Genomic DNA, 26,560 nt, shown 5'->3' with positions numbered 1-26,560 from the left:
CTTTCTTGTTCGGTCCTTAGTCAGCGGGCCCTGACCTCGAAGTGTCCACGCTGCCGTCGGGTACCGTGTCGGCCTTCACCGCCCCGCGTTGCCCCATCGGCCGGTCGCGCCCGGCGGTCGTGTCGGCAGTCGTGTGATGCTCGATCTCGGCGTTGAATTCGGCGCCGAGCAGCACGATGAAGGCCGAGAGCCACAGCCATGTCAGCAGGATGATCACGCCGCCGAGGGTGCCGTAGGTCTCGTTGTAGCTCCCGAAGTTCTGGACATAGACCGAGAACCCTATGGTGCCGATCATCCAGAGGATCGCCGCCACCAGGGCTCCCGGCGACACCCAGCGCCACTTCGCCTTCCGCCGCGAGGGCGCGAACCGATAGAGCAGCGACAGACCGAACACCACCATGCCGAAAAGGATGATCCACTTCAGCAGGCGCAGGAAGATGTCGAGCCCGGAGGAGAGGCCGACGAAGTCCATTACAACGGGGATGACGATGACCGCGTTGAGTGCGATGGCGACCCCCACGATCAGGACGATCATCAGCACGATCGCGACGAGGTTCAGCATGATGATGTTGCGTTTCTCGCGTTCGCCATAGGCGATGTTCATCCCGGCCATCAGCGTCTTGACCCCGCGCACCGAGCCGTAGAGCGCCAGCGTCAGGGCGAGGATCGCGGCGATGCCCGTCGCGGTGGAATCGCCGCCGGTCACTTCGAGCACCTGATCGCGGATGATCATCGCCGCCTCCTGCGGCAGGAGCCCGACGAGCTGCTCGAGCTGATCGGTCAGATCCGAGGGGTCGAGCACGTAGCCGGCGAGCGAGATGAACGCGGTGAAGGCCGGGAAGATCGACAAAAGCGTGTAGAACGCCACGCCCGCGGCGATGACCGAGGTATTGTGCTCTGTGGCGTGCTGGCCCACGCGCAAGAGGATGCGCCACCAGCGACCGGGGGGGATGTGCCGCGGGCGCGTCACGTCGATGGCCTTGAGTGAGCCGTGCCCTGCGCCCCGGGTCTTTGTCTTGTCGGTTGTTGCGCTGTCGGTCGCGTCGCTCACTGTCTTGCTCCATATCGGTCCGGTCGCGCTGCGGAGCCGGCGTGGCGGATATGGTAGGGCGCGAGCAGCCCCGAAGCGAATTCAGCCCGGCCACAAGGGCCGGGCTGTTGTTTTTTTACAAGGTACGTGGCGGCTTAACCGTCGAAGTTCACTTCTTCCATGATCTTCAGGGCATCCGAGCGCAGCTCGGCCAGCTCCATGAGGTTCACTTCGTCCGGCGTGAACTCGCCCCACGACTGGACGAGGTCGGACGCCTCGATCTCGCTGTCCACCGGGTACTCGTAGTTCGCCTCGGCGTAGATTTGCTGCGCTTCGGGCGAGGCGAGGAATTCCATGAAGGCGAGCGCGTCTTCGGAATGCGGTGCCGCGGCCGTCATCGCGACGCCGGAGACGTTCATGTGCGTGCCGCCGTCCTCGAATTCGGGGAAGAGGACGTTGACGCTTTCGGCCCATTCGGTCTGCTCGGGATCCTCGAGCATCTTGCCCATGTAATAGGTGTTGCCGAGCGAGATGTCGCATTCCCCGGCCCAGATCGAGCGAACCTGCGCGCGGTCGTTGCCTTGCGGCTTGCGGGCCAGGTTGTCCTTGAGGTCGGACGCCCACTGTTTGGCTTCCTCGTAGCCGTGATGGTGGATCATCGCCGACAGCAGCGCGAGGTTGTAGGGGTGCGTGCCCGAGCGCGTGCAGATCCGGCCTTCCCACTTGTCCGAGGCGAGATCCTCGTACGTGGTGACCTCGGCGGGGTCTACGCGGTCCTTCGATGCGTAGACGATGCGCGCGCGCGTCGTGACGCCGAACCACTGGTTGTCGGGGTCGCGGAATTGCGAGGGGATGTTGCTCTCGAGCGTTTCGCTCTCGACCGGCTGGGTTACGCCCGCCTCGACCACCTGGCTCAGGCGCGCGATGTCGACGGTCATGATGATGTCCGCGGGCGACCGGTCGCCTTCGGCGGAGAGGCGCTCGGGCAGGCCGTCTTCGAGGAAGACGACGTTCGTCTCGATCCCGGTCTTCTCGGTGAAGGCGTCGGTGATCGGCGCGATCAGCTCAGGCTGACGCTGGGAGTAGATATTCACCTCGGCCAGAGCCGGGGTGGCTGCGGCCAGGGCGACGAGGGCGGTCGCGGTGGTGCGGATCATGTCGTCCTCCGTTGAGATGGTGACGACGTTATTCCCGACGAATTTTCTCGGGTCAATGCCTGATCGGTTTTGTCGGGAAACTCTCTCAGCCTGCCGTGGCGAAAGCCTGACCCGTCAGCGCCCTGCCTTTTCCGCTGCCTTCGCCCGATCCCAGAGCGCGTCCATTTCCGACAGATCGCTGTCATAAGGTGTTCGCCCGACCTCGCCAAGCGCCGCCTCGATCGCCTCGAAGCGTCGGGTGAATTTTGCGTTGGCGGCGCGGAGAGCGGCTTCGGGATCGATGTCCATGTGTCGGGCGAGGTTCGCCATGACGAAGAGGAGATCGCCGAATTCCTCCTCGCGATGGGCGGCCCCTTCAGCCTCGCGCAGCTCCTGGGCCTCCTCCACGATCTTGTCGATGACCTGGTCGGTCGACGGCCAGTCAAAGCCGACGCGGGCGGCGCGCTTCTGCAGCTTTACGGCGCGGGTCAGGGCCGGCAGGCCCTTGGCGACGCCGTCGAGCACGCCCGTCTCGGCGCGGCCGGCACGTTCGGCCGCCTTGATCGCCTCCCAGTCCCGGACCTGCTGCTCGGCGGATTTGGCGTTGCTCTCGTCCCCGAAGACATGCGGATGCCGGGCGACCATCTTGTCCGAGATCGCGTTCGCGACGTCGTCGAAGGTGAAGAGGCCGGCCTCCGACGCCATCTGCGTGTGGTAGACCGATTGCAGGAGCAGGTCGCCGAGTTCACCCTTGAGCTCGTCCCAGGCCTCGCGCTCGATGGCGTCCGCGACCTCGTGCGCTTCCTCGATCGTGTATGGCGCGATCGAGGCGAAGGTCTGCTCGATGTCCCATGGGCAGCCCGTCTCGGGATCTCGCAGGCGCCGCATGATCTCGAGAAGGCGCGGCATGCCGCCCTTCGGGTCGTGGATCAGATCGTCGGTCATTGCGCCCGTCCCTCACTTGCGGTTTGGTCCGGGCTTGCCGCATCGCGGCGCGCAAGTCCATGCACCGGAGCCTCAAGCCCATGCCCGTCCTCAATTCCATCGCCTCCTTCGCGCCCGACATGGCCGCCTGGCGCCGGCACATTCACGCGCACCCCGAGCTTGGCCTCGACTGTCACGAGACGGGTGCGTTCGTGGCCGCGCGGCTCCGCGAGTTCGGCGTCGACGAGGTGCACGAAGGCATCGCCCAGACAGGGGTCGTGGCCATCATCCGTGGCTCGGGCGCGGGCCCGGTGACCGGTCTGCGCGCCGACATGGACGCGCTGCCGATGACCGAGGAGACCGGGGCCGAATGGGCCTCGACCCGCCCCGGCAAGATGCATGCTTGCGGTCACGACGGACACACGGCCATGCTGCTCGGCACCGCGCGCTATCTCGCCGAGACGCGGAACTTCTCCGGCACCGTCGTGCTGATCTTCCAGCCGGCGGAAGAGACCATCGGCGGCGGCCGCATCATGGTCGAGGAGGGCGTCATGGACCGCTTCGGGATCGAGGAGGTCTATGCCCTCCACAACGATCCGGGCCGGCCGGCCGGCAGTTTCGCGACCCGGACCGGTCCGATCATGGCCGCGGTCGACGATTTCGAGGTGATCCTGCGCGGGCGCGGCGGCCATGCCGCCCGGCCGCAGACCTCCATCGATCCGGTGCCCGCGGCGCTCGGGCTGGGGCAGGCGCTGCAGACGATCGTGTCGCGCAACGCCGACCCGATGGAGCGGATCGTCGTGTCCCTCACTTGCGTGCAGGCGGGATCGGCTACGAATGTCATCCCCGAGACGGCGCGGCTCGCGGGTACGATCCGAACCTTCGATGCCCGCCTGCGGGACCTTGCCGAGCGGCGCTTCCGCGAGATCGTCGAGGGGCAGGCGGCAAGTTACGGCGTCGCGGCCGAGATCGACTACGACCGCAGCTATCCCGCCACCGTCAACCACGCCGCCCAGACCGCCTTTGCCGTCGACGTGGCACGGGACATCGCGGGCGATGCCGTCGACGACGACGCCCCGGCAGTGATGGGCGCCGAGGATTTCTCCTATATGCTGGAGGCGCGTCCGGGGGCCTACGTCAAGCTGGGGCAGGGCGCCGGGCCGTCCGTCCACCACCCGCTCTACGACTTCAACGACGAGGTCGCGCCGGTCGGCGCCTCCTTCTTCGCGCGCCTGATCGAGCGCCGCCACGGCCCACGGACGTAAGGAGACGACGCATGGCCCTCGAAGACGCCAAGACCGAGATCGACCACGCCTTCACACGGGAGGATCCGCGCGGGCTCTCCTTCGAGAACCCTTTCGCCGGCGCGCCGTCCTTCCTGCGCCGCCGCTATACCAAGGACCTGGCCGGGGTCGATGTCGCGATCCTTGGCGTGCCTTTCGACCAGGCGGTCACGCACCGGCCCGGCACCCGCTTCGGTCCGCGCGCGATCCGCGAGATCTCGTCGCTCCAGCCTTGTGACGCACCCTACGGCTGGGGCTTTTCGCCGCTCGAGGAATTCACTGTCGTCGACACGGGCGACATCGCCTTCGACTACGCCAAGACGTGGGAGGTCCCACATGCGATCGAGGCCGCGGCACGGCGCATCCTCGACGCCGGGGCCGCCGCGATCACGCTTGGCGGGGATCATTCGATCACGTTGCCGCTGCTTCGAGCCCACGCGGCCAAATTCGGGCCCGTCGCACTCGTCCAGTTCGACGCTCATTCCGACAGCTGGGTGGACGACGACCCCGAACGCATCGATCACGGGACCTTCGTCTACAAGGCGGTGAAGGAAGGGCTCATCGACGTCGAGAAATCGGTCGCCATCGGCATCCGCACGGACAACCCGGACACGCTCGGCATCACGATCATCGACGCGCCCGAAGTCCATCGCGCCGGGCCCGACGGGATAGCACGCAGGGTCCGGGACATCGTCGGCGAGGTTCCGGCCTATCTGACCTTCGACATCGACGCGCTCGATCCGGCGTTCGCGCCGGGTACCGGAACCCCTGTCTGGGGTGGGCTCTCCACGGGGCAGGCGGCGATCATCCTGCGGGGACTTGCCGGTCTCGACATCGTGGGGGGCGACGTGGTTGAGGTTTCCCCGCAATACGATACGACGGGCGCGACGGCTGTGGCGGGTGCCCATGTGGCGACCGAGATCATGTGTCTCTGGGGTTGGACCAGGCGCGGCTGACGGCAAGAAAGGGACGACGACGTGAAGATCATCTTCTGGCTGATCCTGCTGTTGGTACTTGGCGGCCTCGCATGGATCCGCTTCGCGCCCTCCGATCCCAATGTCTGGCATGTCGATCCGCAGGCGAGTGCCGATCAGGACCTGGCGGGCGGTGTCCGCCGGCGTATTGCGGGTGATACGGACACGCTCCAGAGGCTCGACGGAATCATCACTTCGACCGTCCGCACGGAGCGCCTCGCCGGGAGCGTCGACAGCGGACGCGTCACCTACGTCACGCGCTCGAAGTGGTTCGGCTTTCCCGACTACACGACCGTGCAATTGTCCGACGGCACCATAGAGATCTATGCCCGGCTGCGGTTCGGCCAAGCGGACATGGGGGTGAACAAGGCCCGCGTGGAAGGTTGGCTGCGGCAGCTCCGGGAAGAGACCTGAGAAGGCACGTCCCGCCTTCGGGACTGCGAGCTTCGCTGCGCGGCACCGGACCCGGCGGCCTCGGGCAACGACTGCGGATCCGCCGGTCGCGAGCGGGCTGGCATCTGTCCGCTTGACCAGAGCGCGCCGATATCCGACAGAGCCTTCCCATGATCCCCGAAGACCGCCTGCGCCAGATTGTCGAGCGTTTCGAGTACCTCGAGGCCTGCATGGCCGAGGGTCGCGGCGACATCGCCGCGCTCGGCCGCGAATATGCCGAATTGCGACCTGTCGTGGAGCGGATCGCCGAATGGCGCGCGCTCACCGCGGGGATCGCGGATGCTGACGCGATGATGGACGACCCTGAGATGGGGGAACTCGCCGAGGCGGAATCGCGGGAGCTGCGCGCGCGGCTCCCCGAAGCCGAGCACGCGCTCAATCTCGCCCTCCTGCCGAAGGATGCCGCCGACGCGCGCTCCGCCGTGCTCGAGATCCGGCCCGGCACGGGCGGGGAGGAGGCGGCGCTCTTCGCGGGCGATTTGCAGCGCATGTACATGCGCCACGCCGAGGCGCAGGGCTGGTCCTTCGAGGTCGTCGAGGAGCAGGCGACAGAGCTCGGTGGGGTGAAGGAACTGGTCGCCCGCATCTCGGGCGACGGCGTCTTCGCGCGGCTCAAATTCGAATCCGGCGTGCACCGAGTGCAGCGCGTGCCGGCAACCGAAAGCGGCGGGCGCATCCATACCTCGGCAGCTACCGTCGCGGTCCTGCCCGAGGCCGAGGAGGTCGACATCGCGATCGATCCGAACGATCTGCGCATCGACACGATGCGATCCTCGGGGGCGGGCGGGCAGCACGTCAACACGACCGACTCGGCGGTCCGGATCACCCACCTGCCGACCGGCATCATGGTGACGTCCTCGGAGAAATCGCAGCATCGAAACCGCGAGATCGCCATGAACGTCCTGCGGGCGCGGCTCTATGACGACGAACGCCGACGCGCGGCGGCCGAACGCTCGGACATGCGCAAGGGGCAGGTGGGGACGGGGGACCGGTCCGAGCGCATCCGGACCTATAATTTCCCGCAAGGACGCCTGACCGATCACCGCATCAACCTCACGCTCTACAAGCTCGATGCGGTGATGGCCGGCGATCTCGACGAGATCATCGACGCGCTGACTGCCGATGCGCAGGCGACGCTTCTCGCCGAGATGTCGGAGTGACCGGGTCCGAGGCAATTGCGCTGGCCGTCCCGCGCCTCACCTTCGCGGGCGTTCCGGAGCCCGCGCGCGACGCGCGGCGTCTCCTGGCTCATGCGCTCGGGATCGCGCCGGATCGGCTGACCCTTGTGCTGTGCGACGAGGTTCCCGAGGAAATCGCAACGCAGTTCGACCATCTCGTCGCGCGCCGCGCCGCGCGGGAGCCGGTCAGTCATCTGACCGGCCTGCGGAGTTTCTGGGGGCGCGAATTCGAGGTCACGCGCGACGTGCTCGATCCCCGGCCCGAGACCGAGACGCTGATCGCCGCCGCGCTGGCGGCGCCCTTCGGCAGGGTGCTCGACCTCGGGACCGGATCGGGCTGCATCTTGCTCAGTCTTCTCGCGGAACGCGGCGGCGCCACCGGTGTCGGCACCGACCTCTCCCCGAAAGCGCTGGCGGTAGCCCGTTTGAACGCCTGGCGCCACGGTCTCGAAGACCGTGCAACGCTGCGCGAGGGGAGCTGGACCGGTCCGCTCGCACCCGAGGAACGGTTCGATCTTGTGGTCTCGAACCCGCCTTACATCGCTGCGGCGGAGATGGGCGGCCTGGCTCCGGAGGTGCGGGATCACGAACCGGCTCTTGCACTGACCGATGGCGACGATGGCCTGACGGCCTATCGCGCCATCGCCGACGCGGCGCCCGAGCACATGGTGCCTTCCGCCCGTCTGCTGCTCGAGATCGGCGCGAGCCAGCGCGACGACGTAACGTCAATCCTGCGCATCGCCGGCTTCCGGGACGTCGCAACGCAAACCGACATGGACGGCCGATCCCGTGTCGTCACCGCAATATGGCCGGGATCGCAGGGAGATTGACGTTTTTTCAATTGTTGCGGGTTGTAATGTGCCAACAGACATGTTTACTCAGTAACAGTCGAGCCGGCGGATGGCGGCGCCGTCCCGCTCGACTGTAAGCCATACACTGACGTGATCCGGCTCCGAGGGCGCTCCGCGCGTCCCCAGCACACAGCCAGCGATCACCGGACGAACCAGTCACAAACAGGGCTGATATCTAGAAAATGCGATCCTCCAAATCACGCTCGCGGTCCAAGTCGAACCGCAACCGGAACAACATGGGGAACGTGGTCAACCGCGTTTTCGACAGCTCCGGCCCGGACGGCAAGGTTCGCGGCACGCCGCAGCAGATCATCGACAAGTACAATCAGCTTGCGCGCGATGCCCAGCTTGCCAACGACCGCGTGGCGACCGAGAACTTCCAGCAGCATGCCGAGCACTACCTGCGCCTTCTGGGCGAAGCTCAGCGCGAACAGGACCAGCGCCGCGAGCAGCAGGAGCGGGAGAACCGCGAACGTCAGGCGCAGCGCGACAAGGAGCGGGGCGACAAGCAGGACGGCGACGGGCAGAACAACCAGGGCGGCGGCAAGTCCGACGACACGGCCAGATCCGACCAGTCCGGCGACGGCAACGGCGATCAGGGCAAGCCCGATCAGACTGGCGACGGCCAGGGCGGCAAGGAGAAGCGGCAGCAGCCTGCGGCCGAAACCGACGTCGTCGACTTCTCCGAGGCTGACGAGGGCGATTCCGGTCTCGTAGAGACGCCGGAGAACGCGGCGCAGGAGAAGCCCAAGCCCAAGCCGCGTCGCAGGTCCTCGAAGCCGAAGAAGGCAGCGGCGGAGAAATCCGAGACCGAGCAGGGTGCCGACGAGGGCAAGTCCGACTCGAACGACGGTGACGCCAAGGAGAAGAGCGAGACGCGCGCGGCGGAGTGATCCGCCCCGCGCCCTAGCTTTCCGCCTCGACGGCGCGGGCCAGCGCGCAGAACTGCTCCAGGGCCACCTGCTCCGCCCGGTCGGTGGGGGAGATCCCGGCGCTCTTCAGAAGATCCTCCACGTCCGGGTGAAGACCCTTCAGCGCCGAGCGCAGCATCTTGCGGCGCTGATTGAACGCCATCGCCACCACACGCTCCAGAACCTTGGGATTGGCGGGAAATTTCGGCTCGGGCAGGGCGGTCAGACGCACCACGGCGGACGAGACCTTGGGCGGGGGCGTGAAGGCGCCCGGAGGCAGCGACATCACGATTCGCGCGTCGGTCCGCCACTGCGCGAGGACGGCCAGCCTCCCGTAGGCCTTCGATCCGGGTTCCGCCACGATCCGCTCCGCCACCTCGCGCTGGAACATCAGCGTCAGCGACGTCCAGAACGGGGGCCAGGTTTCCGGCGTCAGCCACCGCACGAGAAGTTCCGTTCCGACGTTGTACGGCAGGTTTGCCGCGATCGCGATGGGCGGCGTCAGATGCTCGAGCGGATCGATGTCGAGCGCGTCGCCCTCGATGACCCGGAGCCGGCCGGGGTAATGCTCCGCGATCTCCTCCAGCGCCGGCAGGCATCGGGGATCCTTCTCGATCGCGAGCACGCGGCGAGCCCCTTCGGCGAGCAGTCCGCGGGTCAGCCCGCCTGGGCCGGGGCCAACCTCCAGCACGTCGAAACCGCTGAGATCGCCCGCGTTCCGGGCGATCTTTGCCGTCAGGTTGAGATCGAGAAGAAAGTTCTGCCCCAGCGCCTTGCGCGCCGAAAGTCCGTGCGCCGCGATCACCTCGCGGAGGGGCGGGAGCTCGTCTATGGCCATGTCGTATTCCTTGCGCGGGAGCGCGCCCGCTCTGTCCTGGTCACACCGTTCCGCCAGCCATCCGCCACGCCAGCTTGAGCGCCTCGACGGTGGAACTCGGATTGGCGACGCCCTGTCCCGCGATGTCGAGCGCGGTTCCGTGGTCCGGCGAGGTCCGGATGAACGGCAGGCCGAGCGTCACGTTCACCCCGCGATCGAAATCCAGCGTCTTGATCGGGATCAGGGCCTGATCGTGGTACATGCAGATCGCCGCGTCGTAGCGCGCCCGAGCTGCGGCATGGAAGAGCGTGTCAGCCGAATGCGGTCCTGACAGCTTGAAGCCTTCGTTGCGTAGCCTCTCGAGCAGAGGCGCGATGATCTCGGTATCCTCGCGCCCGATCTTGCCTCCTTCGCCGGCATGCGGATTGAGGCCTGCAACGGCCATTCTCGGAGCGTCGATACCGAAATGCCGCCGAAGACCCTCGTGTGTGATCCGGATGGTGCGGTCCAGAAGCGTGGTGTCGAGGGAGCGCGGCACGTCCGCGATCGGGATGTGGATCGTCGCGGGCACCACGCGGAGCATCTCCGAGGCGAGCATCATGACCACGTGATCCACCCCCGCGAGGGATGCGAGGTATTCGGTGTGACCGGGGAATGCGAAGCCCGCACCCTCGGCAAGCGCCTTCTTGTGGATCGGCAGGGTGCACAGGGCGGACGCGCGTGCCTCGCTGGCGAGGGAGGCGCCGATCGAGATCGCCTCTACCACCTTGGCCGCCTGCATCGGTTGAAGGGTGCCGGGCACGCGCGGACCGGGGAAGGCGAGCGGCAGGACCGGGAGCGCGTCGGGCGCCACATCCGCGGCATCGCCGATGTCATCGATCACGGAACAGTTCGTGCCCTCGGGGAGGTGATCGGGGTCGCCGATCCAGGCGAAGGCCACGGACGATCCGAGGGCCTCCCGCGCGGCTACGGCAAGCTCCGGACCGATGCCGGCAGGCTCGCCGCAGCTCAGCGCGATGGGGGCAGGGCTCATCTTTCGACGATGCGGGCGTTGGCGCGGAGTTCCGCCAGGTAGTTCTCGGCAAGTTGCTGGACCCGGCGGTTCCGGAGACCGAGCCGGACCTCGTTGCGCCGGGCGTCCTCGTCCTCCGCGACCTCTTCCGAGCGGCTGCACAGCATGAGCAGCACGAGCGTCTGACCGTTGTTGCGCGTCAGCGCCGAAGAGGTCTCGCCCGGATCCAGCTTGGAGAGTTCGAGCGCGATGTCGGTCGGCAGGGACGAGGGCGGTCCGGAGCGGACCTCGAGGACGTTGGCCGGCTGGCCCTTCGCGATTCCGTAGAGATCGTCGCAGCGATCGGCTTGGCTCGCGACGACGCGGGCGCGCGCGAGCGCCTCACGCGAGCGGCCGCCCGCAATGTAGTAGGCGGCATATTCGAGCTCCGCGATCTCGGGCGCGGAGGTGCCGGATTCCTCGATCCCGCGGAGCTGGAACAGAGCGACGCCGTTCTGGATCGGAAGCGGAGCGCTGACCTCTCCCGGTTCGAGGTTCAGCAGGATCGGACGCAGCTGCGGCGGAAGGTCGGTGATGTCCTGCCACGGCAGCCGGCCGCCCTGTTCGCGCGTCGCGGTCGCGGAATATTCGCGGGCCGCGGCCGAGAACTGCGCTTCGCTCGTGTAGGTCGAGATCTGCTCCGCGATGGCGCGGGCCTCCGCGGCTTGCGGGGGCGGCGCGGGAATGATGATTTCGGACACGAGGACGCGGATATTCGACGAGACTGCGCCTCCCTCGAGGGCGCGGTCCACCTTGGCTTCGGCGACATTGGCGTCGGCCGCGAAGCGTTGCCGGACGAATTGCCGCCAGGAGACACCGGCGCGCACGAAGTCCCGGAAGGTCTGCTCCGCGATACCGGCCTGCGACAGGCGTTGGACGAATTCCTCGCGGCTGAGATCCGCCCGGCCGGCGAATTCGGCCATCCCGTCCAGGATCTCCTCCTCGGTCGGGGCGATCCCTGCACGCCGCGCCGCGGCCAGTTGCAGGCGTTCCTCAATCAGGTTCTCGCGGGCGGCTTCGTTGGGATCCCCGGGCGCGTTGAGCACCTCGAGCATGCGGGCTCGCTGCTGAAGCTCGTATGCGGTGATCACCTGTTCGTCGACGGTGATCGCCGGAGCGAAGAGGTTTTGGGCCGCCGTCGTCACGGGCGACACCGCCACGCCGGCAGCGAGAACCAGAGAGGTCAGAAGACGGGAGGGAACTACGAACATGTGCGGCGGTACTCCTTCGCGCTGCCGCCGGTGCTGAAGCCCTTCAGCGCGACGGTCAAGCCGAAATCAGTCGAGGGTTCTAACGTGGTGGACGAGGCAAATCGGCGCTCGACCGTGAAATTGGCGCTGACGCATTCATTTTCGTAGACGACCCCGAGCCCCGCGCGCGCAAAGCGGTTGCCGGAGAGATCGTAGCGGCCGAATGCCGCCGTCGACCAAGTGTCGTCGATGTCGTAGGCGCCGTCGAGGCTCCATTCCGATGTCTGCCCGCCGCGATCCTCGGCCGCGTCCGCACGCACAAGCAGATACGAGGCGCCGAGGCCAAAGGTCATGGTTTGCCAGTCTAGCCGGGCCTCGGCCTTGGTGAAGCTGCCCTCGGTCTCGTCGAGCAATCCACGCGCGGTCAGCGCCAGGCCTTCCCGGTTCGCGAGGTATCCCGCAACGAGGATGTCGGAGTTCTCTTCATCGAGGCCCGAACTGGGCGTGAAGGAGGGATCGGCATTCTCGCGCCAGAGGCGGCCGAAGGTCAGACCGCCGGACCAGCCGGACGGGTCTTCGTGCGTGTAGCGCAGGCCAGCGGCCGAGACCCTGCCGCGCTCGCGCCGGTCGGCGGCCGGGAAGCGCGAGAGGGCCAGGAGGTTGCCCTCGTCGAACTCTACCCGCGTGCTTTCGTCGTTGGCGATGTCGGGACGATCGCCGCCGATCCAGGCCGTCTGCAGAATGGGTTCGATCAGCGAATGCGACCCGTCGCCACCCGACCTTGTCCAGGGCCAGCGAAGTTCGACCGCGACGGCCGGGGTAAGCTGGCTGGCTTTCTCGTCGGAGGTTGCATCCTGCGCGATCCAGAACTGATCTGCCCAGGCCTGCGTCGTCACGCCGGCGCGCACGCCGCCGGTCAGGGTCCAGCGCCGGCGCCACGACGCTTCGGCGGTGATGCGCGCGACGTCCCGGCCGTCGACGATATCGTCCGGGTCGGTGCTGTCGGTGTCGAGATCGGAATACCGGTAATGTCCCTGGCTGACCGTGCCGAGCCGCAACTCGCCCCCCCAGAGATCGGGAAACCGGCGTTCGTATTCCGAATGGAGCACGATGGTCGGCTGCGTGCTGTCGCGCTCGCTGTCGCGCAGGGTCTGGTAGTGGACCAGCTCGGCCGAGAAGAAGGACAATGGCGTGGCCCTAGACAGCGTGATCGCGCTGTCGAGCCGGTCCTTCCCGGAATAATCGTAATCGTTGAGATAGGCCTCGTCGGTCGTCGTCTCGATGTCGAAGTCGAGCGTGAACCGGCGCGGCAGCTCGAAACTGCCCTGCGCAAAGAGATAGGCTCGGGTTTCCTTGGACACCAGGGTATCCTGACTGACCGCGGTGTTCACCTCGATGTCGCCGTAGGCGAAGGCGCGGCGATACCGCGTCTCGAGGGTGCGGGTCACGGGCGACAGATAGGGTGTGAAGGTCAGGTCCTGGTGGCGCCCGAGGGGGACGAAATAGGGAGTCTTTATGCCGAAGCCGAGCAGGGTGGAGCTGCGGACCGACGGCGTCAGGAAGCCGCGGGCGCGTTCGAGCGTAGGGTCCGGAACGCGCAGACGCGGAAAGTAGACCAGCGGCACGTCCAGCACGCGGAACTGCGCGTTGTCGAAGTAGATCTGCTGCTCGACCTCGTCGTGAACGACCCGGCTTGCCCGGATCTGCCAAAGGGGCACCTGGCCAGGTCCGCACACCTGACACGATGTCACCGCCACGCGGTTGAGGGAGGTGTAACGACCGTCGACGCGGCGGGCCTCCACCGAGGCGAGCTGCAGCTGTTCATCGAGCACGAGGCGCGCGCCGCGGAGGAGGCCGTTCTCGAAATCCTCGTCGAGCTCGGCCGTGTCGGCGACGAGGATCGTGCCGTCGGGATCGGTGATGCGGATGGGGCCGTCGATCCGCAAGGCTCCTGTCGCTTGATCGTAGACGATCCGCTCCGCCCGAAGACGCGTGCCGTCGTGCAGGGCCTCGACGTTGCCCGTTGCTATGAGTCTCGAGCGGTTTTCGACCGTGACGCTGTCTGCCACGAGCAAAGCAGGCGCTTGCGCCTGCTCGGTCTGTGCCGAGAGCGGACCGGTCCAGAGGAGCGCGAGCGCGAGAACAAGACGCTTCATCCGTCCTCCTGTTGCAGGATCAAGCCGATGGCGAGCAGGAACGAGGCCACGGGAGGCACCCATGCGGCCGCGAGCGCGGGCAACTGCCCGGTTTCCCCCAAAACCTGCGCGAAATTCCGGATGTAGTAGAGACCGAAGCCGAGCAGCACCGCGGTCAGCGTCGAAAGACCGGACCGCCCGAGGCGCGAATGGCGCATGGTGAACCCGGCACCGACGAGTACGAGCGCGACGAGGAAGAGCGGCCGCGCCATTTCCATCCAGAACCAGACGAGGTGGCGGCGCGCGGAGAAGCCAGCCTGTTCGAGATCCGAGATGTAGGCCGGCAGCGCCCAGATCGACACCGACGAGGGGCGTCCGAACCGGTCGCGGATATTGTCGCGCGTCAGGGTCGAGGCGATCTCGAGCGACGGGAAGCGCTCGGACAGCGCCTCAGGGTTCTGCCCCGGCGCCAGCGGCCAGGACTTCGCGTCGGTCAGCATCCAGTGGCCGTCACCGAGCTTCGCCTCCTCGGCTTCGATCCGCCGCACCGGACCGACGTCACGGTCGTACGTGACGAAGCTCACGTCGTAGAGCGTCGTGGCGTCGGCATTGGCGCGCGCCGCGCGGATCACCGTCTGTCCAGCGATATCGCCCTGCCGCAACCAAAGCCCTTCCGAGCCGATCGAGAGCACGTCGTTGTCGCCGCTCGAATATTGCTCGGAGAGGGTGTCGAACCGCTTCGACGTGGCCGCGGCGATCGGGTTCATCAAGGCAACCGCGACGAGGCCGATGACGGCGGCGATGGTCGCGGGCCCGACGAGGGTCACGAGGCCCGAGCGACCGGCAGCCCGTGCCACCACGAGTTCCGATGAGCGCGCGAGGCTCAGGAAGACCGCGACGGAGGCAAGGATCATGATGAGCGGCAGCATCTCGTAGAGCGATGCGGGCGCGTTGAGCAGCACCAGCACGACCACGCGGCCGAAGCTCACCTCTCCATCGAAGCGGCGGAGCTGTTCCACGAGGTCGAGAAGCCCGAGGAACAGCACGAACGCCGCCAGGATTCCGGCGAACATCGACAGGAAACGGCGCGCGAAATAGGTATGCAGGGTCATGCCGCGGCCTCGGAGGACGCGCGGGCGGGCCGGAAGGGTCTGCTGGCCACGTGTAGGAGCGCGGCGGTGATGCCGAGGCCCACGAGCGTCGGAAGATAGATCAGCGGCCAGAGCATCGCGTTGGCGCGCACCGGGGTGGTCACGAGGCTCTCGGTGAGCTTCACCACGACCAGAAGGAATATCGCGAAGACGATCTGCCGGCCGAGGCCGAACCGCGAATACCCGCCGACCATCAGCGCCGCATACCCGATCAGAGCTGCGACGAGCGCGAGAAGAGGCTGCTGGAAACGGCCATGCGCCTCTTCGAGCACTTCGCCTACGGGGTCGTCCGCCAGCTCCGCCATCTCCTCGGTCCGGGTCAGCATGTTCCAGGTGGACATCGCGTAGGTCCGCGGCCGCTGGCTGCCTCCAGACGCGACCAGCCCCGAGATATCGTAGGTGAGATCCGAGAACGTTGTCGTCGACAAGCGCTCCGTGTCGAGGTCGAGCGTCTGGGCGAGCCCGTTCAGCATGACGAGGTTGGTGGCGCCGTCCTCTCGGAGGACATACGCGCTGTCGGCGGTGTAGGTCACGTTCCGCCCCTCCTGGCGCCGGTCCGAGAGGAAGACGTCGGTCAATTCGCCATCCGCGGTGATGTCGCGGATGTAGAAGGTGACGTCGGCCGACGGGTGGAGGAACTGGCCCTCCCGCAAGAGCTGTGCGGAGACCGATTCCGCGATCTCGCCCTCGCGCTCGCGCAGCTGGCCGAGCGACGCCGGCACGAGAACGTGTGAAAGGACCAGCATCATCGCCATCACCATCAGCCCGAAGACGAAGGCCGGGCGTGCCAGCCGCCAGGGCGAATAGCCCGTCGCCTGCACCACCGCCATCTCCGAATCCGAGGTCAGGCGGTTGGTGACGTAGGTCGTCGCCGCGAAGGCTGCCATCGGCAGGACGAGCCGGATAACGTTCGGAAGGGACAGCGCCGTGAACTCGAGGAAGATGCCCGCCGAATGCCCGTCTCCGATAAGACGGTCGAACAGCATCACCGCGCGGTTCACCCAGTAGACCGAGACCAGCACCAGCGCAAAGAAGCCGAAGAGCACGAGGAACCGCGACAGCATGTATCTGTCGAATCTCGCCACGTTGCCTCCCGCTTGCCGCCTGATGGTGTCGCGGCGACCCTAGACCAGCTTGCGAGGGGCGAAAAGGTGCGCCGCGCGCAGGGGCGGGCACAAAGCCGCGCGTCCTGGCATCCCGTCAGCCCGCTCTGGCCTTTGCGGAAACGAGCCGGTAGGCCATCGTCGAGACGTTGCAACGAAGGACATGCGTTCATGACCGACCTCCGCGAGATCAGCTTTCAGGCGACCGACATGGACGCGCTGCCCGAGGCCGAGGGCCGCATCGCGGTTCTCATCCCGGAGGACGGCACGCTCAGCCCGGGGGCGAGGCGTCTCAACCGCCTGACGAAGGGCGCTGTCGCCCGCGCCCTGGACTCGGAGGCGTGGAGCAAGAAGAAGACCGGGGAGATGCTGTCGCTCGGCTTTCCCGCGGGACTTGCGGCCGACGGCGTGGACCTCGTCCGCCTCTCCCGCCGGCCAAGCGTCGAGGAGGCGCGTAAGGCCGGCGCCGCCATCGCCAAGGCCGCCGGCACCAAGGGTGTCATCCTGCTCGCGGAAAGCACGAAGAATGCACATGAGATCGCGCTCGGTCTGGCGCTGCGCAGCTACAGCTTCACGACGTACAAATCCGAAAAGAACGGCGCGCTGGCTCCCGCAGTGGTTCACGTCTCGAAGCCCGACGAGGCCGAGGCCGCATTCGCCTCGTGCCGCGCGGTGGCCGAGGCCGTGGTGTTCACTCGCGATCTGGTGAACGAGCCGGCCAACGTCCTGTCGACGACCGAGTTCGCAGACCGGCTCGTGGCCCTCGAGAGGGTCGGTCTCGAAGTCGAGGTGATCGACGAGGACGAGATGGAACGGCTCGGCATGGGGGCGCTCCTCGCCGTCGCCCGCGGGTCGGAGACGCCAGCGAAGCTCGTTGTCATGAAGTGGATGAAGGGGGGCGACGAGCCGCCGCTCGCGCTCGTCGGCAAGGGCGTCGTGTTCGATACTGGCGGCATCTCCATCAAGCCCGGCGCCGGGATGGAATCGATGACCATGGACATGGGCGGCGCGGGTACGGTCGCCGGCACCATGATGGCGCTGGCGGGCCGCGGCGCGAAGGCGAACGTGATCGGGCTCGTGGGGCTCGTCGAGAACATGCCGGACGGCCGCGCCTACCGGCCCGGCGACGTCTTGACCTCGATGAAAGGCGACACCATCGAGGTGATCAACACCGACGCCGAGGGACGCCTCGTTCTCGCCGATGTGCTCTGGTACGCGCAGGAGACCTACAAGCCGGCGGGCATCGTCGATCTCGCGACCCTCACCGGCGCCTGCATCATCGCGCTCGGCAACGACAACGCGGCCTATTACGCGACCGATGAGGCCTTCGGGCAGGCCTTCGGCAAGGCGGCGAAAGCAGAAGGCGAGGGGGCCTGGCAAATGCCTCTGGGCAAGTCCTACGCAGATCTCATGAAGTCCGACATCGCCGATGTGAAGAATGCGGGCGGACGCGCCGCCGGATCGATCACCGCGGCAGAATTCCTGCACCGGTTCGTCAAGGACGGGATCCCGTGGATCCACATCGACATCGCCGGCGTCGCGCATGTCCCGTCCGAGCAGACGTTGTCGCCAAAGGGGGCGACCGGCTGGGGGGTCATGGCACTCAATCGCTTCGTGCGGGACCGCTACGAGACCTGAGCGGGATGGGCGCCGCCTACTTCTACCACCTGACCCGGCGGCCCCTCGAAGAGGCGCTGCCGGTGCTTCTCGACCGCTCCCTCGCGAATGGCTGGTGGGTTGTGGTGCGCGGCACCGACCGCGCGCGGCTCGACTGGCTCGACCAGCGGCTCTGGCTGGGGCAGGAGGACGGGTTCCTGCCCCACGGGCTGTCGGGCGGGCCGCACGACGCCCTGCAGCCGGTGCTGCTGACCGAGGGCGACGCGATGCCGAACGAGCCTGCGTGTCTCATGACCGTGGACGGAGCGGAGGTAACGCCGGACGAAGTGAAGGCGCTGGAGCGGGTCTGCGTCTTTTTCGACGGCAACGACCCGGACGCGGTCCAAGTGGCGCGCGGCCAGTGGCGCACGCTGACGGGCGGCGGCTGCACGGCGACCTACTGGTCCGAGGAATCGGGCCGATGGGAGAAGAAGGCCGAGAGCGCCGGGACCTAGATCAGCGCTCCAGCACCAATTCTCCGCCGGCGATCTCGATGCGGGCGTATCGGCGCAGGTAGCTCATTCCGAGAAGCGATTGCGACATCTCGCCTTCGTTGACATAGGCAGAGACATCCTCGTCCGTGAACGGCCCGAGCGAGACGCGGTCGAGCGTGACCGGGGCAGTCCGGACCGGTCCGTTCGCCGTCATCGCTTCGGAATAGAAGGCGAATTCGTCCTCCCGCAGGCCTGCCCTCTCGGCATCGGCCTTGGTCAGCACCGTACCGCTCGCTCCGGTGTCGACCATGAACCGGAGCGGCTCGCCGTTGACGTCGAGCGTGACGTAGTAGTGCCCGTCCGGAGCGCGGGGCAGGACGATGCGTCCCTCGCGCGCCATGACGGTCTGCTGAGGCGCCACGGTCTGGCGGATATCGCCCCAGAGACCCACCGCCGCGATCACCCCGAGGAAGATCAGCACCCAGACCGCCATCTGCTGCAGCATCTTGTTCATGGAGTTCCGGCCCTGAACCACGAGCCAGAAGATCAGCACGGCGCCCAGAAGCCCGAGATAGACCAAGGTGCCGATGTCGTCTCCGCTCATGAGCTGCTCCCGCGTTGGTCCCCGCGACCAAGGTAAGGCTCAGCCGCCCTGGGGCGAGCCGAAGCCGAAGGCGAGAAGACCATCCGCCACGAACTGCACCGACAAAGCGGCGAGCAGCAGGCCGAGGAGGCGGGTCACGACGGTGATCCCGATCCGCCCGAGGGCCTTCTCGATCAGACCCGAGGTGAGCAGCATCAGGAGCGCGATCAGCAGCACCGCGAACATCACCCCGAGGATCGCCGCGGTCGTGGCGGCATCCTCCGCGCGTCCGACCAGCAGGATGACCGACGTGATCGCGCCGGGACCGGCGAGCAGCGGGATCGCCATCGGGAAGACGGATGGGTCAGGCCCCTCGGCGTCCTCCTCGGCTTCGGCTTCCTCGGCCTTGTCGGCGCGGCGCTTGTTGCGGCGTTCGAAGAGCATGTCGAGCGCGGTGAGAAACAGCAGCAGACCGCCCGAGATCCGGAAGGCCGGCATGGTGATCCCGACGAAGCCGAGAACTGCCTCGCCGAAGAACGCGAAGAGGCATAGCACGCCGCCCGCGACGACGCAGGACCGGATCGCGATGGTGCGCCGCTGGACCGCTGACATGCCGCGGGTGAGCGATATGAATACCGGCGTCGTGCCCACCGGGTCCATGACCACGAAGAGGGTGATGAAGGCTGAGACGAGAAAGGCCATATCCATGTCCACGCGATTAGCGGGGCGGCCCGTCCGCGACAAGTGCCCGCGTCAGCTCCCGTCGAGCCAGCGCAGGATCTCCCCCCGGTTGCCGTCGAGGTCGGGCGCGGGCGCGCGGCTGGTCTTGTCCTCGGCACCGGACATCTTGATCGGATTTCCGGCGGCCTTGTAGGCCTGCCGCCCGTTCCGGTCGAGCACGTCCACGACCATGTTGCGGGCGATGATCTGCGGATCCTTCATGACCTCGTCGACGCTCTGGATCGCGCCTGTGGGGATGCCCGCGGCGGTCAGCTTCGCGATCCAATGCGCGCGGGGATGCTCGAGTGTCACCGCCTCGATCAGCCGTTTGAGCAGGCGCACATTGTCGCATCTTGCAGGGTTGGTGGCGAAGCGCGGATCGTCCGAGATCGGCAGGCCGAGTGTGACGCAGAGCTTCTCGAAGAGCGTGTCGTTGCCCGCCGCGATCACGAAGAGCCCGTCGCTGGCATGAAACGTCTCGAAGGGCGCGATGGAGGGGTGCCGCGCACCCGTGGGACCGGGCGCCTTGCCCGTCACCGAGGCGATGGCGATGGCGTGCTCGAGGAGGGCGAGCTGGCTGTCGAGCATCGAGACGTCGACCCGCCGCCCTAGACCCGTGCGCTCGCGATCGAGGAGCGCCGCCAGAACGCCCTGCGTAAGGTACATGCCGGCCGCGATGTCGCCGATGGATGCCCCGACCCGCACAGGATCGCGCCCTTCCTCGCCGGTGATCGACATGACCCCGCCACGCGCCTGCGCGACCATGTCGTAGGAAGGGCGTTTGGCATCGGGCCCGGTATGTCCGAAGCCGGACACCGAACCGTAGACAAGCGCGGGATAGGCCTCGTGCACCGCCTCCCAGCCGTAACCGAGCCGGTCCATCGCGCCCGGGCGATTGTTTTCCAGAAGGACGTCCGCGCGCGCCATCAGCCGTTCGAAGGTCTCGCGGCCATCCTCGGACTTGAGGTCGAGCGCGATCGACGCCTTGCCGTGATTGATCGCCGCAAAATAGGCGCTGCGCCCGTCCTTGAAGGGCGGGAAGGCCCTGGTGTCGTCGCCGATGCCCGGCCGTTCGACCTTGATCACCCGGGCTCCGAGATCGGCGAGCGTCATGGAGGCGAAGGGGCCCGCGAGAACGTGGGTGAGGTCGAGCACGACAAGGCCGGCGAGGGGCAGGGTCATCGGGCAGTCTCCGGGGTGGGATCGTTCGGCCCAAGGTGAACGCCTGCGCCGAGCATGGCGCAAGCGTGAAGTGTCGTTTGTCTCGAAGGTGTTGCCTGTCGGTTGTCCCCGCTTCGAGCATTTCCGCCACCTGCGGCGCCCGTCGCTCCGAGGCGTAGTCGGCGGGACATACCCGCCATGATGACACGGACCCGGCCAAGCCGTTCATGCGGCCTTTCCTTTCGCTCCGGCCCGTGCAATAGGGCCGTGCCAACCGAACCCATCCGAAAGGCCCGTCCCCATGGAGATTCGCGAGGCGCTGACCTTCGACGACGTCCTGCTGGTTCCCGCAAAGAGCAGCGTGCTGCCGTCGACTGCCGATACCCGGACACGTGTCACAAAATCCATCGCCCTGAACATCCCGCTGCTGTCCTCGGCCATGGACACCGTGACCGAGGCCGCGATGGCGATCACGATGGCCCAGGCTGGCGGGATGGGCGTCATTCACCGCAACCTCGACACCGAAGAGCAGGCCCGCCAGGTCCGCCGGGTGAAGCGCTTCGAGAGCGGCATCGTCTACAACCCGGTGACCCTGACACCGAACCAGACGCTCGGCGATGCGCGGGCGCTGACCGAGCGCTACGGCTTCACCGGCTTTCCGGTGGTCGACGAGCAGCGCCGGGTCGTGGGCATCGTCACCAACCGGGACATGCGCTTCGCGACCTCAGACGAGACGCCCGTTCACGCCATGATGACGAAGGACAACCTCGCCATCCTGACCGAGCCTGCGGACCGCGACGAGGCGAAGAACCTGATGAAGGCGCGCCGGATCGAGAAGCTGCTGGTGACCGACAAGGACGGCAGGCTCACGGGCCTTCTGACCCTGAAGGACACAGAACAGGCCGTGCTGAACCCGACTGCCTGCAAGGACGAGCTCGGCCGGCTTCGCGTCGCCGCGGCCTCGACCGTGGGCGATGCGGGCTTCGAGCGGACGGCCGCGCTGGTCGATGCCGGTGTGGACCTCGTGGTGATCGACACCGCGCATGGACATTCCGAAGGCGTGGCCGAGGCCGTGCGCCGCGCCAAGCGGCTCTCGAACGAGGTGCAGGTGGTCGCAGGCAACGTCGCGACGGCCGCGGCGACCCGCGCGCTGATCGATGCCGGTGCGGACGGGATCAAGGTCGGCATCGGGCCGGGCTCCATCTGCACCACGCGCATGGTCGCGGGCGTCGGCATGCCGCAGCTCACCGCGGTCATGCAATGCGCCGAGGCGGCCGGGGACGTTCCGGTGATCGCGGACGGCGGCATCAAGTTCTCGGGCGATTTCGCCAAGGCCATCGCGGCCGGAGCGTCTTGCGCCATGGTCGGCTCCATGCTCGCGGGCACGGACGAAAGCCCCGGCGAGGTCATTCTCTACCAGGGCCGGTCGTTCAAGGCCTATCGCGGCATGGGCTCGCTCGGCGCGATGGCGCGCGGCTCTGCCGACCGCTACTTCCAGAAGGATGCGGCCTCGGACAAGCTCGTGCCCGAAGGCATCGAGGGGCAGGTGGCCTACAAGGGCGCCGCGGGCGCGGTGATCCACCAACTCGTCGGCGGTCTGCGCGCCGCCATGGGCTATTGTGGCTGCGCCACGGTGAAAGACATGCGGAACGGTTGCGAGTTCGTCCGCATCACCAATGCGGGCCTTCGCGAGAGCCACGTGCACGACGTCGCCATCACCCGCGAAAGCCCGAACTACCGGATCGGCTGATCCTCACGCCCCGGCGGCGCAGGTCCGGCAGAGCGCGGCGGTCGGCACCGCCGCGAGCCGCGCCGCCGAGATCGGCTCGCCGCAGGTGAGGCAGGTGCCGTAGGTGCCTCGCGCTAACCGGTCGAGCGCCGCGTCGAGCGCGCGCAGCTCCGCGCTCTCGGCGTGGCCGAGAGCTTCGAGTACCTCGTCGCCCTCGCGCTCGGTCGCCCAATCCTCGAGATCCGCGGTCGCCGGCTGGTCGAGCTCGCTCTCGATGCGCCCGAGCGCCGCCAGGAGTTCCTGGCGGCGGGCAAGCAGCTGCTCCTCCTGCCGGCCTTTGTCGATCGTGTCCATATTACGTCTCCTGTACGTTTCGAGGCGTCGGTGCATTCGGAGACGGTAGCGCGGGCCACAACGCGGAACCTTGCGGCAGATCAACAGGCATCGACGGATTGCCGAGGCGCGCGGGCTCTGGGAGAAGGGCGCGCAACCGCAAACCGGAGCCGCCCGATGACCCCCGCCGCACGCTATGCCACCGCCGCCGAACTCTGCGACCTCATTGCGTCGGGCGAGCCGGCGGAGCGTGCCCTGACGCGGTGGGCGAGGCAGGCACGCTATGCCGGATCGAAAGATCGCGCGGCTGTCCGCGACCACGTGTTCGACATCCTGCGCCGCTGGCGATCCGTCGCTGTCGCCGGCGGCGGAGAGACCGGGCGCGCACGCGTGCTCGGTCTCCTTCGCCTAGAAGGTCTGGATCCCGAGGGCATCTTCACCGGCGAGGGGCACGCTCCTGCACCGCTGAGCGAGGTCGAGCGCGCCGCCGGAAGGTCCCCCGAAGGCCGGGAAACATGGGAAATGCCCGGCTGGCTCTGCGACCGTGTCGCCTCGGCATATGGTGCAGAGGCCGAAGCGATCACCCATGCCCTGCGGCATCGCGCCCCTGTCACGCTCCGGGTCAATGCGCTGAAAACCGGTGTGGTCGCGGCCCAGGCGGCGCTTGCCGCCGAGGGAATCGAGACCGCGCCGAACCCCCTTGCCCCCATGGCCCTTACGGTGACCGGCAACGCGCGCCGGGTCGCGGCATCCCGGGCCTATCTCGAAGGTCTCGTCGAGCTTCAGGACGCGGCGAGCCAGACGGTCGTCGAGCTTTTGCCGCTGGAGCCCGGCATGGCGGCGCTCGATCTCTGCGCAGGGGGCGGAGGAAAGACGCTGGGCCTTGCGGCGCGCCTCGGCGGAGGACCGGTCGATGCCCACGACGCCGATGCGGGCCGCATGTCCAACCTGCCGATGCGGGCCGGGCGCGCGGGCGCCGAGATCCGCATCCGTACCGAGCCGGAAGGCGAGTACGACATCGTGCTCGCGGACGTTCCCTGTTCGGGGAGCGGTGCATGGCGTCGTGCGCCCGAGGGAAAGTGGCGCCTGACCGAGAGCGGTCTCGACGATCTCCTGACGACGCAGGATGGCATTCTAAATCATGCCGCCTCGCTGGTCGCACCCGGTGGAACGCTCGCATATGCGACCTGCTCGATCCTCCCGGAGGAGAACGCCGAACGCGTTTCGGCCTTTTTGCACCGGGCTCCGGGCTGGTCCGTCGTCCTGGAGCGCCAGTTCCTCCCCGACGCTCAGGGTGACGGTTTTTACACCGCTCAACTGAGACGGGAGCGTTGACGCAGCGCAAGGTGCGCGCGCATCATCCGTGCGAGGGCGACTTAACCCGTTGTTAGCCACCCCCCGCCATTGTCCCCGGCGGGGCAATTCGCAGGTCGGACATTTGGCAGAGATCCGCACGACTTTGGCGCAGACGATGCCCAATGCAACGCGCACTGCCTGCGCGTGGGTTCTGGTCCTCATGCTCGGCGTCCTCGCGTTCGCCGCGGCGCGAATGTCGGGGTCTCCATCGCTTTCGGTTGCATTTGTCGCGGCAGGGGCCAGTTGCGCAGTGATTGGAGCGACCATGGCGCTCATCGCCCGCGCGTCGCCCGGATCCCGGATGCCCGACGCGGTACGCTCGGCGGCCCAGGCCGTCGAGGACGATACCGCGTCGTGCATGATCTGCGATGCCGCCTTCCGGATCCGGCACGCCAATCCGCGCGCGCAGGGCGAAGTTCACGCCAAGATCGGCGCGTCACTCGCGACCCTGCTGCGCCCTCGGATCGCGCATCCCACGGCGATCCTGCACCGCCTTGCGACTCAGATCGAGGTCGGGGGGCACGCGACCGAAGACTTCCTCGTGGGCAACGGCGCCTTGCGGATCATCGGTCGGAAGATCGACGCGACGTTCACCCTCTGGCGGATATTGCCCGTCTCCGAAGCCTGCGGCAGCGAAGTCGGGGTCCCCGTGCTCACCACCGGGAGGCGCGGCGCCGTTCTGGCGATGAACGAGGCGGCGCATCGGCTGTTCGGCCGGAGGCTGCGCGATCTCGGCGAGCTGGGGCTCGGCGACGAGGCCCGCACCGGGACAGCTTTCTTTCTCGATACTCCTCTTGGGTCGCAACGCTTGGAACTTCGGTGTTTCGAGGCCGGTCAGGGCCGGACCGAGGTCGCGCTGCTTCCGGCCTCCGCCAGCGGCGGTGATCCGATTCTTGAGGGCCTGCCCATCGCCCTCCTTCGCGTCACGCCCGAGGGTGTCGTCAGCACTGCGAACCGCGAGGCTCGTCAGCTTCTGAAACTCGAGGACGGGGAGGACGCGCGTCTCGGTCAGCTTCTGGAAGGGCTGGGCCGTCCGATTTCCGAATGGCTGGCAGATGCAGCATCGGGACGCGGCCTCGGGCGACCCGAATTCCTGCGGCTCAGCCGGTCGCCCGAGGAGACGATCGTGCAGGTCGCCCTGACCCGGGGTGCCCCGGACGAGGTCATTGCCGTGCTCACGGACGCCACCGAGCTCAAGACGCTCGAAGCCCAGTTCGTGCAGAGCCAGAAGATGCAGGCGATCGGTCAGCTTGCGGGCGGGATAGCCCACGATTTCAACAACCTGCTGACCGCGATTTCCGGACATTGCGACCTTTTGCTGCTCCGACACAGCCGCGGTGATCAGGATTACGATGACGTCGTGCAGATCAACCAGAATGCCAATCGGGCCGCGGCACTGGTCGGTCAGCTTCTCGCCTTCTCGCGCAAGCAGTCGATGAAGGCCGAGATCATCGACCTGCGCGAAACGCTCGCGGATCTCACGCATCTTCTCAACCGACTCGTGGGCGAGCGGGTCACGCTCGAGTTGCGCTACGAACCTGCGCTGCCGCCGATCCGGGCCGACCGCCGGCAACTCGAACAGGTGATGATGAACCTCGTCGTCAACGCGCGCGACGCCATGCCCGAGGGGGGACGCATCCTGGTCGAGACGGAATTCCTGCGCCTGCGCGAACCCATGCTCCGGGATCGGGCACGGGTGGAGCCGGGCGATTACATCGTCGTGAAGGTCTCGGATACCGGGATCGGCATCCCGCCCGAAAACGTCCGCAAGGTCTTCGAACCTTTCTACACGACGAAGCGCAGCGGCGAGGGGACCGGGCTCGGCCTCTCGACCGTTTATGGCATCGTCAAACAGACGGGCGGGTTCGTGTTCCTCGACAGCGAGGTCGGCAAGGGCACGACATTCCGGCTCATGTTCCCCGCCCATACAGGCCCTGTGCCGGCGCGTGCGAAGGACCCTGACAAGCCGGTGCTCAGGAAGCCCTCGGATGCCGCGCTCGGCGGCGTCGTTCTGCTGGTCGAGGACGAGGCGCCGGTGCGGGCGTTTGCCGTTCGCGGTCTGCGGCTCAAGGGACTGACGGTCATCGAGGCGGATTGCGGTGAGCGCGCGCTCGAGATTCTGTCCGACCCCGGCACGCGCATCGACCTTGCGGTGAGTGACATGATCATGCCGGGGCTCGACGGCCCCAGCTGGGTGCGGGAGGCGCGGAAGGACCGACCGGACATGCCGGTCGTGTTCATGTCGGGCTACGCGGCCGATGCGCTCGAAGCGTCGGCGGCCGATATCGACGGGGCGCAATTTCTCCAGAAGCCGTTTTCGCTCAACGCACTGGCCGAAACCGTGCGGCAGAACCTCGCGCTGGCGAAGGAACATCGGGAACGGGCCGCGACAACGGTGTGA

The 26,560-nt window shown here is 67.4% G+C and carries 24 protein-coding genes; 11 read left to right on the top strand and 13 right to left on the bottom strand.

All coding sequences use genetic code 11. The features are described from left to right. Positions 1–16 precede the first annotated feature (16 nt). From OCH239_RS10565 to mazG, 3 genes are all read right to left on the bottom strand, one after another. Entirely contained in the window at positions 17–1,051 is a 1,035-nt protein-coding gene (locus OCH239_RS10565; RefSeq protein WP_051489413.1) for a YihY/virulence factor BrkB family protein, read from the bottom strand. Between the two features lie 134 nt (positions 1,052–1,185). Further along, entirely contained in the window at positions 1,186–2,187 is a 1,002-nt protein-coding gene (locus OCH239_RS10560; RefSeq protein ID WP_211241980.1) for a Fe(3+) ABC transporter substrate-binding protein, read from the bottom strand. A 114-nt stretch (positions 2,188–2,301) separates the two neighbouring features. Continuing rightward, positions 2,302–3,111 carry a nucleoside triphosphate pyrophosphohydrolase gene (gene mazG / locus OCH239_RS10555; RefSeq protein WP_037262136.1) on the bottom strand — a complete coding sequence of 270 codons (810 nt, stop codon included), beginning with the start codon at positions 3,109–3,111 and terminating at the stop codon, positions 2,302–2,304. Positions 3,112–3,191: 80 nt separating this feature from the next. Between mazG and OCH239_RS10550 the strand changes: the two genes are divergently transcribed. From OCH239_RS10550 to OCH239_RS10525, 6 genes are all read left to right on the top strand, one after another. Beyond that, positions 3,192–4,355: a M20 aminoacylase family protein gene (locus tag OCH239_RS10550; protein ID WP_037262135.1), complete on the top strand. Its 1,164-nt coding sequence runs from the start codon at positions 3,192–3,194 to the stop codon at positions 4,353–4,355. Positions 4,356–4,366: 11 nt separating this feature from the next. Continuing rightward, positions 4,367–5,329: an agmatinase gene (gene speB / locus OCH239_RS10545; protein ID WP_037262134.1), complete on the top strand. Its 963-nt coding sequence runs from the start codon at positions 4,367–4,369 to the stop codon at positions 5,327–5,329. Between the two features lie 21 nt (positions 5,330–5,350). Further along, positions 5,351–5,761 carry a DUF1499 domain-containing protein gene (locus tag OCH239_RS10540; protein ID WP_037262133.1) on the top strand — a complete coding sequence of 137 codons (411 nt, stop codon included), beginning with the start codon at positions 5,351–5,353 and terminating at the stop codon, positions 5,759–5,761. A 149-nt stretch (positions 5,762–5,910) separates the two neighbouring features. After that, the gene (gene prfA / locus OCH239_RS10535) at positions 5,911–6,960 is read left to right on the top strand and encodes a peptide chain release factor 1 (protein ID WP_037262132.1); all 1,050 of its coding nucleotides are present in this window, start codon (positions 5,911–5,913) and stop codon (positions 6,958–6,960) included. Then, entirely contained in the window at positions 6,957–7,808 is an 852-nt protein-coding gene (gene prmC / locus OCH239_RS10530) for a peptide chain release factor N(5)-glutamine methyltransferase (RefSeq protein ID WP_037262131.1), read from the top strand. Before prfA ends, prmC begins: the two co-directional genes overlap by 4 nt. A gap of 203 nt (positions 7,809–8,011) precedes the next feature. Beyond that, entirely contained in the window at positions 8,012–8,722 is a 711-nt protein-coding gene (locus tag OCH239_RS10525; RefSeq protein ID WP_037262130.1) for a DUF4167 domain-containing protein, read from the top strand. A gap of 13 nt (positions 8,723–8,735) precedes the next feature. Here OCH239_RS10525 and rsmA read toward each other — a convergent pair whose 3' ends face one another. From rsmA to lptF, 6 genes are read right to left on the bottom strand one after another with little or no spacing between them, the layout of a single operon-like run. Next, on the bottom strand, positions 8,736–9,578 hold the full coding sequence (rsmA, locus tag OCH239_RS10520) for a 16S rRNA (adenine(1518)-N(6)/adenine(1519)-N(6))-dimethyltransferase RsmA (RefSeq protein WP_037262128.1): 843 nt from the start codon (positions 9,576–9,578) through the stop codon (positions 8,736–8,738). Between the two features lie 40 nt (positions 9,579–9,618). Then, positions 9,619–10,590 (bottom strand): 4-hydroxythreonine-4-phosphate dehydrogenase PdxA, encoded by a 972-nt coding sequence (gene pdxA, locus OCH239_RS10515; RefSeq protein WP_037262126.1) that lies wholly within the window; start codon positions 10,588–10,590, stop codon positions 9,619–9,621. Then, entirely contained in the window at positions 10,587–11,819 is a 1,233-nt protein-coding gene (locus tag OCH239_RS10510) for a peptidylprolyl isomerase (RefSeq protein ID WP_037262124.1), read from the bottom strand. The genes pdxA and OCH239_RS10510 overlap by 4 nt, the downstream gene beginning before the upstream one ends. Continuing rightward, a complete protein-coding gene (locus tag OCH239_RS10505; RefSeq protein ID WP_037262123.1) occupies positions 11,810–13,954 on the bottom strand; it encodes an LPS-assembly protein LptD in 2,145 nt (714 codons plus the stop codon). Before OCH239_RS10505 ends, OCH239_RS10510 begins: the two co-directional genes overlap by 10 nt. Continuing rightward, positions 13,951–15,045 carry an LPS export ABC transporter permease LptG gene (gene lptG / locus OCH239_RS10500; RefSeq protein ID WP_037262121.1) on the bottom strand — a complete coding sequence of 365 codons (1,095 nt, stop codon included), beginning with the start codon at positions 15,043–15,045 and terminating at the stop codon, positions 13,951–13,953. The genes OCH239_RS10505 and lptG overlap by 4 nt, the downstream gene beginning before the upstream one ends. Then, the gene (lptF, locus tag OCH239_RS10495; RefSeq protein WP_244430340.1) at positions 15,042–16,169 is read right to left on the bottom strand and encodes an LPS export ABC transporter permease LptF; all 1,128 of its coding nucleotides are present in this window, start codon (positions 16,167–16,169) and stop codon (positions 15,042–15,044) included. Before lptF ends, lptG begins: the two co-directional genes overlap by 4 nt. A 189-nt stretch (positions 16,170–16,358) precedes the next feature. Between lptF and OCH239_RS10490 the strand changes: the two genes are divergently transcribed. Both OCH239_RS10490 and OCH239_RS10485 read left to right on the top strand, forming a co-directional pair. Continuing rightward, positions 16,359–17,825 (top strand): leucyl aminopeptidase, encoded by a 1,467-nt coding sequence (locus OCH239_RS10490; protein WP_037262117.1) that lies wholly within the window; start codon positions 16,359–16,361, stop codon positions 17,823–17,825. Positions 17,826–17,830: 5 nt separating this feature from the next. Continuing rightward, entirely contained in the window at positions 17,831–18,298 is a 468-nt protein-coding gene (locus OCH239_RS10485; RefSeq protein ID WP_037262114.1) for a DNA polymerase III subunit chi, read from the top strand. Position 18,299: 1 nt separating this feature from the next. Here the strand turns inward: OCH239_RS10485 and OCH239_RS10480 are convergent, their stop codons facing one another. From OCH239_RS10480 to OCH239_RS10470, 3 genes are read right to left on the bottom strand one after another with little or no spacing between them, the layout of a single operon-like run. Continuing rightward, positions 18,300–18,881: a retropepsin-like aspartic protease family protein gene (locus tag OCH239_RS10480; RefSeq protein ID WP_037262111.1), complete on the bottom strand. Its 582-nt coding sequence runs from the start codon at positions 18,879–18,881 to the stop codon at positions 18,300–18,302. A gap of 39 nt (positions 18,882–18,920) precedes the next feature. Continuing rightward, positions 18,921–19,568, bottom strand: a complete 648-nt coding sequence (locus OCH239_RS10475; RefSeq protein WP_037262108.1) for a MarC family protein — start codon at positions 19,566–19,568, stop codon at positions 18,921–18,923. Positions 19,569–19,613: 45 nt separating this feature from the next. Then, the gene (locus OCH239_RS10470) at positions 19,614–20,762 is read right to left on the bottom strand and encodes a CaiB/BaiF CoA transferase family protein (RefSeq protein WP_037262101.1); all 1,149 of its coding nucleotides are present in this window, start codon (positions 20,760–20,762) and stop codon (positions 19,614–19,616) included. A 280-nt stretch (positions 20,763–21,042) separates the two neighbouring features. Here OCH239_RS10470 and guaB point away from each other — a divergent pair, with 280 nt between their 5' ends. After that, positions 21,043–22,491: an IMP dehydrogenase gene (gene guaB / locus OCH239_RS10465; protein ID WP_037262099.1), complete on the top strand. Its 1,449-nt coding sequence runs from the start codon at positions 21,043–21,045 to the stop codon at positions 22,489–22,491. Between the two features lie 3 nt (positions 22,492–22,494). On the opposite strand, the gene OCH239_RS10460 is transcribed toward guaB, so the two are convergent. Next, complete coding sequence (locus OCH239_RS10460) at positions 22,495–22,824, bottom strand: TraR/DksA family transcriptional regulator (protein WP_037262097.1); 330 nt, start codon at positions 22,822–22,824, stop codon at positions 22,495–22,497. A gap of 156 nt (positions 22,825–22,980) precedes the next feature. Between OCH239_RS10460 and OCH239_RS10455 the strand changes: the two genes are divergently transcribed. Further along, positions 22,981–24,138, top strand: a complete 1,158-nt coding sequence (locus tag OCH239_RS10455) for an RsmB/NOP family class I SAM-dependent RNA methyltransferase (protein ID WP_037262095.1) — start codon at positions 22,981–22,983, stop codon at positions 24,136–24,138. 286 nt (positions 24,139–24,424) lie between these two features. Continuing rightward, entirely contained in the window at positions 24,425–26,560 is a 2,136-nt protein-coding gene (locus OCH239_RS10450) for a hybrid sensor histidine kinase/response regulator (protein ID WP_244430339.1), read from the top strand.

Origin of the sequence: Roseivivax halodurans JCM 10272, assembly GCF_000521785.1 — a bacterium.
GTDB lineage: Bacteria > Pseudomonadota > Alphaproteobacteria > Rhodobacterales > Rhodobacteraceae > Roseivivax > Roseivivax halodurans.
Note: the sequence above shows the minus strand (reverse complement) of the source record. Positions and strands in the feature narration are given on the sequence as shown.